Origin of the sequence: Flavobacterium sp. (genome assembly GCF_035760125.1) — a bacterium.
Classification (GTDB): domain Bacteria; phylum Bacteroidota; class Bacteroidia; order Flavobacteriales; family Flavobacteriaceae; genus Flavobacterium.
In genome coordinates this window covers 1-4,889 of sequence record NZ_DASTTN010000345.1, presented here as the reverse complement: position 1 = coordinate 4,889, position 4,889 = coordinate 1, and the positions used below count along the sequence as shown (strand labels likewise).

Here is a 4,889-nt window from a genome sequence, read left to right as displayed (position 1 = left end):
AAGAAAGTTTTAATCATTGAAGAATTCAAAAATGTCGATATTGCAAACTCTGTAATTTAGCTTGATATTATTCTAGAATATAAAAAGAAAAAACATTTCAAATAAACGAACGGTAAAGACTTTATTGTTCGTTTATTTATTTTAAAAATTTGATTTTACAATCAGCTCATAGCCCATTTTACAAGAACACGTTTTGAACTATAATTTATATTATGTAAAATAGAATATTTTGAAAACACCATAATCATTAGCATTCATATAATAATTTCAAAAGAAATTACTTTTACTTCAATTATTAGATTCCTAGGATATTTATACAAACCATACTCTCTCTACATTTACATCTTGACAATAATTGGAAAAAAAGCGGATAAAAAAAATCATCGCCACATGACGATGATTTATATATACTTTCTATGAAAATTATTTCACCTTGAAACCAATATTCCATTTGTCCCAACTTAAAACAACATCACTGGCATTAATTTTATAAACTAATTTTTCTGTACTTGATTCTGATTCCGTTTGCTTAACCGTAACTCTTAACTGATCTTCTTTGGCATTATATTTATAAGCTCCCCATTGTTTAGGCTCTTTGTTAAAAATAATAACACATTCGTTTTGGTTAGGAATAACGAAAAAAGAATATTTACCAGCCGGCAATTTTGAACCTTCAATGGTAAGATCTTTATCAGTTTCGAATGTTGTAGCTTCATTGGCTCCTGCACGCCAAACTTCATTAAAAGGAACTAATTCTCCCCAGATTTTTCGTCCTCTTACCGAAGGACTTCCATAATTAATTTGAATAGTTGCTCCATTAATCATTCCTGTCGCTTTTTCTGGCGGACTCTTTGGTTTCTCTTGGGCATTTGCAAATGAAATCGCAAAAAACGAGAACAATAATAGTAATGAGATTTTTAAAATTTTCATAGTTTATTTATTTATTTAGCATTAAAATTAAATAATTGTATCCAACATCACTCTAACACATAGTATTTTATGAAAAATTTAACTATACCGTAATTTATAAAAATTAGTTTTTTTAGCCTTACTTTTGAAATCTATTTTTATTATTTTTACAAGCATTACTTTACAACAAGACTATGAATACAATTGCGGAAAATATAGCTGACTTTTTGAAAGAGTACCCACCATTCGACAACTTGACTTTTCAAGAGCTATCAGCCATTGCTACAAGTATTCGGGTTTTGAATATGGAAAAGAATGAAACTTTATTCCAAATAAATGACAAACTGCACGATTGTTTCTATGTAGTTGCCTCCGGTGTTATTCATTTATCTGTTATAGCAGATGCCGAAGAAACCTTGTTAAATAAGTGTCATGCAGGTGATGTATTGGGATTAAGACCATTTTTTGCCAAAAACAATTACATGATGACGGCCAAAGCCCGCGAAGAAAGTATTGTTTATGCCATACCAATTATAACTTTTCGCCCTTTTGTAGCCAATAATCCTGATGTACTGAATTTTCTTTTGGAAAGTTTCGCCACCAATACCTGGAATCCAAAAGAAAAAGAAAATCTAAGAGGCAAATTAGCAAATGATAATATTGTTTATATTGACCAAAAGTCAGAAATGCAATATTTTCAGTCGCTAACCTATAATAGAATACCACTTACCGCAACCATCAATGACATTGCCAAAGATGTTGCCTTAAAAATGGCTGAAAATATTTCTACGAGCGTAGTTATTTGTGATAATCTATTGCCTATTGGAATAGTAACACATACAGATATGTGTACCAAAATTGCTACAGGACTGTTCCCTTTGACCGTTACAATGAAGGCCATTATGTCTTCCCCGGTTGTAACTGTTGTTGAAAATGTCTCCTTAGCAGAAGCGCAACTTTTGATGTTAAAAAACAATGTAACCCATCTGTGTGTTACTTCGGATGGAACGGATAAATCTCCTGTGAAAGGAGTGATATCTGAACATGATCTAATTATTGCCCAAGCCAATAATCCAGGCGTTTTAATCAAAGAAATCAAAAGATCATCCAATGCCAAGGAACTAAAACACCTTAGAGAAAGATTGACTGAATTAATTCAGAATTCAATTCACAAAAATATTCCGCTTTCCAATATAAATAATATAGCAAGCGAAATAAACTCTGCTATATTAAAGCGTGCTGTGGAATTGTCCATTTTAGATTTAGGTTCCCCTCCTGCACGATTTGCATGGCTAAGTATTGGAAGCCAAGGTAGAAAAGAACAATTATTACTAACAGACCAAGATAGTTTATTGATATTCGAAGATGTAGCTCCTGATAAATACAGAGATGTGAGGGATTATTTCTTGAAATTAGCAAAAAGAACAACCGCTACTCTTGAAAAAGTTGGTTATGAATTATGTCCAAATGGTCATATGGCAAGCAATATGCTTTGGTGTAAATCATTGACAGACTGGACTAAACAATATGACAGTTGGATGAATACTCCAGGTGAAAACAGTAATGACCTTAGTAGTATTTTCTTTGATTTAGAACTTGTTTTTGGAGAAAAAAAGATATTTGAAGCGATAGAAAATGTTATTTTAAAAGACTTGGATCACAACACGTTATTTTTTGACTTCCTAGGAAATGACGCATTAAGAAAAAATTCTCCGCTTACCTTTTTCAAGAAATTTGTTCTGGAAGAGGAAGGACCAAATAAAAATAAATTTGATATAAAAACTAGAGCATTAATGCCATTAATTGATGGAGCCAGACTGTTTGCCTTACATTTTAACATTAAAGGACTAAATAGTACCTACCTGCGTTTCAAACAATTAGCAATAATTGATGCGAAAAATTCAGATATTTACTTAAATTGCGCTGAAGCATTTTTAACTTTATCAAAATTTAGAGTAAATGAAGGTTTAAAAAATGAAAATTCAGGTCAGTATATAAACCTGAGCGAACTAACAAAATTAGACAAAGAAAAATTAAAAAATGCCTTAGCCCCAATGAAAGAACTGGAAGAATTAATTAAAAGTAATTTCAAACTAACGCAATTTTCATAATGATGCTAGATTGGCTAAAAAACATAAATAAAGAACACCCTGATTTTTGGAAAGCTTACCTTGCTAAGTTTGAACATAAATCAAAACGATATGTTGTATTATCTACTGAAACTTCTGGAATGAATCCTGATAAGGATGTTATTTTATCTATTGGTTCCTTTGCAATCGTGAACAACAAAATTCATATCGGTGATAGCTTTGAGTCTATTTTTCTACAATACAAGTATTTCCACGATAATGGTTTATCAAATGAGTTTATTTTGGAAAGCAAAATGAAAAAACTGAGTGAACCAGAAGCAATTCACGCCTTTATAGATTATATAGGGAATGCCGTTTTAATTGGACATCATGTCGATTTTGATGTCGATATGATCAATAGCGCACTTTTAAGACTGGATTGTGGCAGATTAAAAAACGAAGCATTGGATATTGATGTAATGTATCGAAAACTAGTAGATATCAATGACAAACAGTTTTCACTTGATGAATTATTAGAAATTTTCAAATTACCAAAAAGCTATCGACGATCTCCTTCAGAAGATGCGTATTCCATTGCATTACTGTTTTTAAAATTAAAGAACAGATTGGGAATTAAATAGACTTCTACTTATTGTTGCAATGTTATTATTTTTTTGAAACGTCCATGATGTGTTATAGAAACTGGACCGATTGTATTTGAGACAACATCCAAAATATAAGGAATACCATTCTCTTTTTTTATATTTTCTAAAGATTCCAAAGACTTTATTTTATTAAAAAAATCAATTTTGGAAACAGCAATTGAGTAAATATAAAAATCCGTAATATAGGTTTGAGTATAAAAAACAAAGTCATCAATAGAGACCGTTCCAGAAATTTCATCTTTATAATGACATTGTAATCTCCCTGGAAAATAACCGTTAATTCCTGTTTCGCGATTATAAATCTTATATGCAGCCTCCTTTCTACTCCATAAATTCCAAACCATGAGCTCTGGATTAGAGTTGTTGAGAATCAAACGTTGCTCTTGCAAAGAAAAAATTTTATCCAAAAAACCTTTTCTTTTCCAATTACTTTCTTTTTGGGCTAAATCGAGATCAACTATATCATTACCAATCATTCTTTTAATAATTCAGCCTCAATAATACCAATAGCTGATTTCACATTGACCATTTTCTCCATCGATTCATTATCAATTATAATATCGAATTTTTCTTCAATATCTAATATTACATCAACCAAATTAGCCGAATTGATTCTCAAATCGTTCACAAAATCAGTTTCTTCTGTAAGAGAGTCAAATGCTTCCTGATTTTGAATATATGGTTTTACTATATTCTTTAACTGTTCTATTGTCGCTTCTCTACTCATAAAGTTATTTTATTTTGTTAAACTAACTATTTAGATTTAAGTTTACTAAGGTATATATTTTTTAAAAACAACACATCCATTTACATCTCCAAATCCAAAACTGGCTTTCAGAATAATATTCAAATCTTTTTCAAGCAGTTGCAATGGAATTCTTGACGAATCGACGATTTCTGTAATTTCAGGATGCAAATCTTCACAATTAAGGTTCGGAAAAATAAATCCTTGATACAATTGCAAAATACTGGCCACACTTTCTATACTCCCCGCTGCCGATAAACAATGCCCCACAATAGATTTTAATGAATTGATATAAGGAAAATCCACCCCTCCTCTACTTAAAGCTACGCTCCAATTTGAAATTTCCAAACTATCTTTACTCGTAGCGGTAAGATGACCATTAATCACATCAACATCTTGAGCAGTAATTCCGGAACTCTTCATCGCATTCTGAATACATTTTTGAACAGCCAAGGGATTTGGAGCAGTTAATGTTCCCAAACCTCTTTGCCCTCCAGAATT

The 4,889-nt window shown here is 31.3% G+C and carries 5 protein-coding genes and 1 pseudogene; 2 read left to right on the top strand and 4 right to left on the bottom strand.

What is annotated here, in order from left to right; genetic code table 11:
• Positions 1-423 precede the first annotated feature (423 nt).
• The gene (locus VFS71_RS12325; protein ID WP_326401588.1) at positions 424-930 is read right to left on the bottom strand and encodes a DUF2911 domain-containing protein; all 507 of its coding nucleotides are present in this window, start codon (positions 928-930) and stop codon (positions 424-426) included.
• Between the two features lie 173 nt (positions 931-1,103).
• On the opposite strand from VFS71_RS12325, the gene VFS71_RS12320 reads away from it, so the two are divergent.
• A complete protein-coding gene (locus VFS71_RS12320; protein ID WP_326401587.1) occupies positions 1,104-3,020 on the top strand; it encodes a DUF294 nucleotidyltransferase-like domain-containing protein in 1,917 nt (638 codons plus the stop codon).
• A complete protein-coding gene (locus VFS71_RS12315; RefSeq protein ID WP_326401586.1) occupies positions 3,020-3,619 on the top strand; it encodes a 3'-5' exonuclease in 600 nt (199 codons plus the stop codon). Before VFS71_RS12320 ends, VFS71_RS12315 begins: the two co-directional genes overlap by 1 nt.
• Positions 3,620-3,627: 8 nt before the next feature.
• Here VFS71_RS12315 and VFS71_RS12310 read toward each other — a convergent pair whose 3' ends face one another.
• The 3 genes and pseudogenes from VFS71_RS12310 to VFS71_RS12300 form a co-directional block, all read right to left on the bottom strand.
• Positions 3,628-4,119: a 4'-phosphopantetheinyl transferase superfamily protein gene (locus tag VFS71_RS12310; protein ID WP_326401585.1), complete on the bottom strand. Its 492-nt coding sequence runs from the start codon at positions 4,117-4,119 to the stop codon at positions 3,628-3,630.
• Positions 4,116-4,370 carry an acyl carrier protein gene (locus VFS71_RS12305; protein WP_326401584.1) on the bottom strand — a complete coding sequence of 85 codons (255 nt, stop codon included), beginning with the start codon at positions 4,368-4,370 and terminating at the stop codon, positions 4,116-4,118. Before VFS71_RS12305 ends, VFS71_RS12310 begins: the two co-directional genes overlap by 4 nt.
• Positions 4,371-4,415: 45 nt before the next feature.
• A pseudogene (locus VFS71_RS12300) lies at positions 4,416-4,889 on the bottom strand (beta-ketoacyl-[acyl-carrier-protein] synthase family protein); the annotation flags it as partial.

Coding starts and splice junctions, on each gene's coding strand:
- VFS71_RS12320 (WP_326401587.1), top strand. CDS start 1,104: ATGAATACAATTGCGGAAAATATAGCTGACTTTTTGAAAGAGTACCCA.
- VFS71_RS12315 (WP_326401586.1), top strand. CDS start 3,020: ATGATGCTAGATTGGCTAAAAAACATAAATAAAGAACACCCTGATTTT.
- VFS71_RS12325 (WP_326401588.1), bottom strand. CDS start 930: ATGAAAATTTTAAAAATCTCATTACTATTATTGTTCTCGTTTTTTGCG.
- VFS71_RS12310 (WP_326401585.1), bottom strand. CDS start 4,119: ATGATTGGTAATGATATAGTTGATCTCGATTTAGCCCAAAAAGAAAGT.
- VFS71_RS12305 (WP_326401584.1), bottom strand. CDS start 4,370: ATGAGTAGAGAAGCGACAATAGAACAGTTAAAGAATATAGTAAAACCA.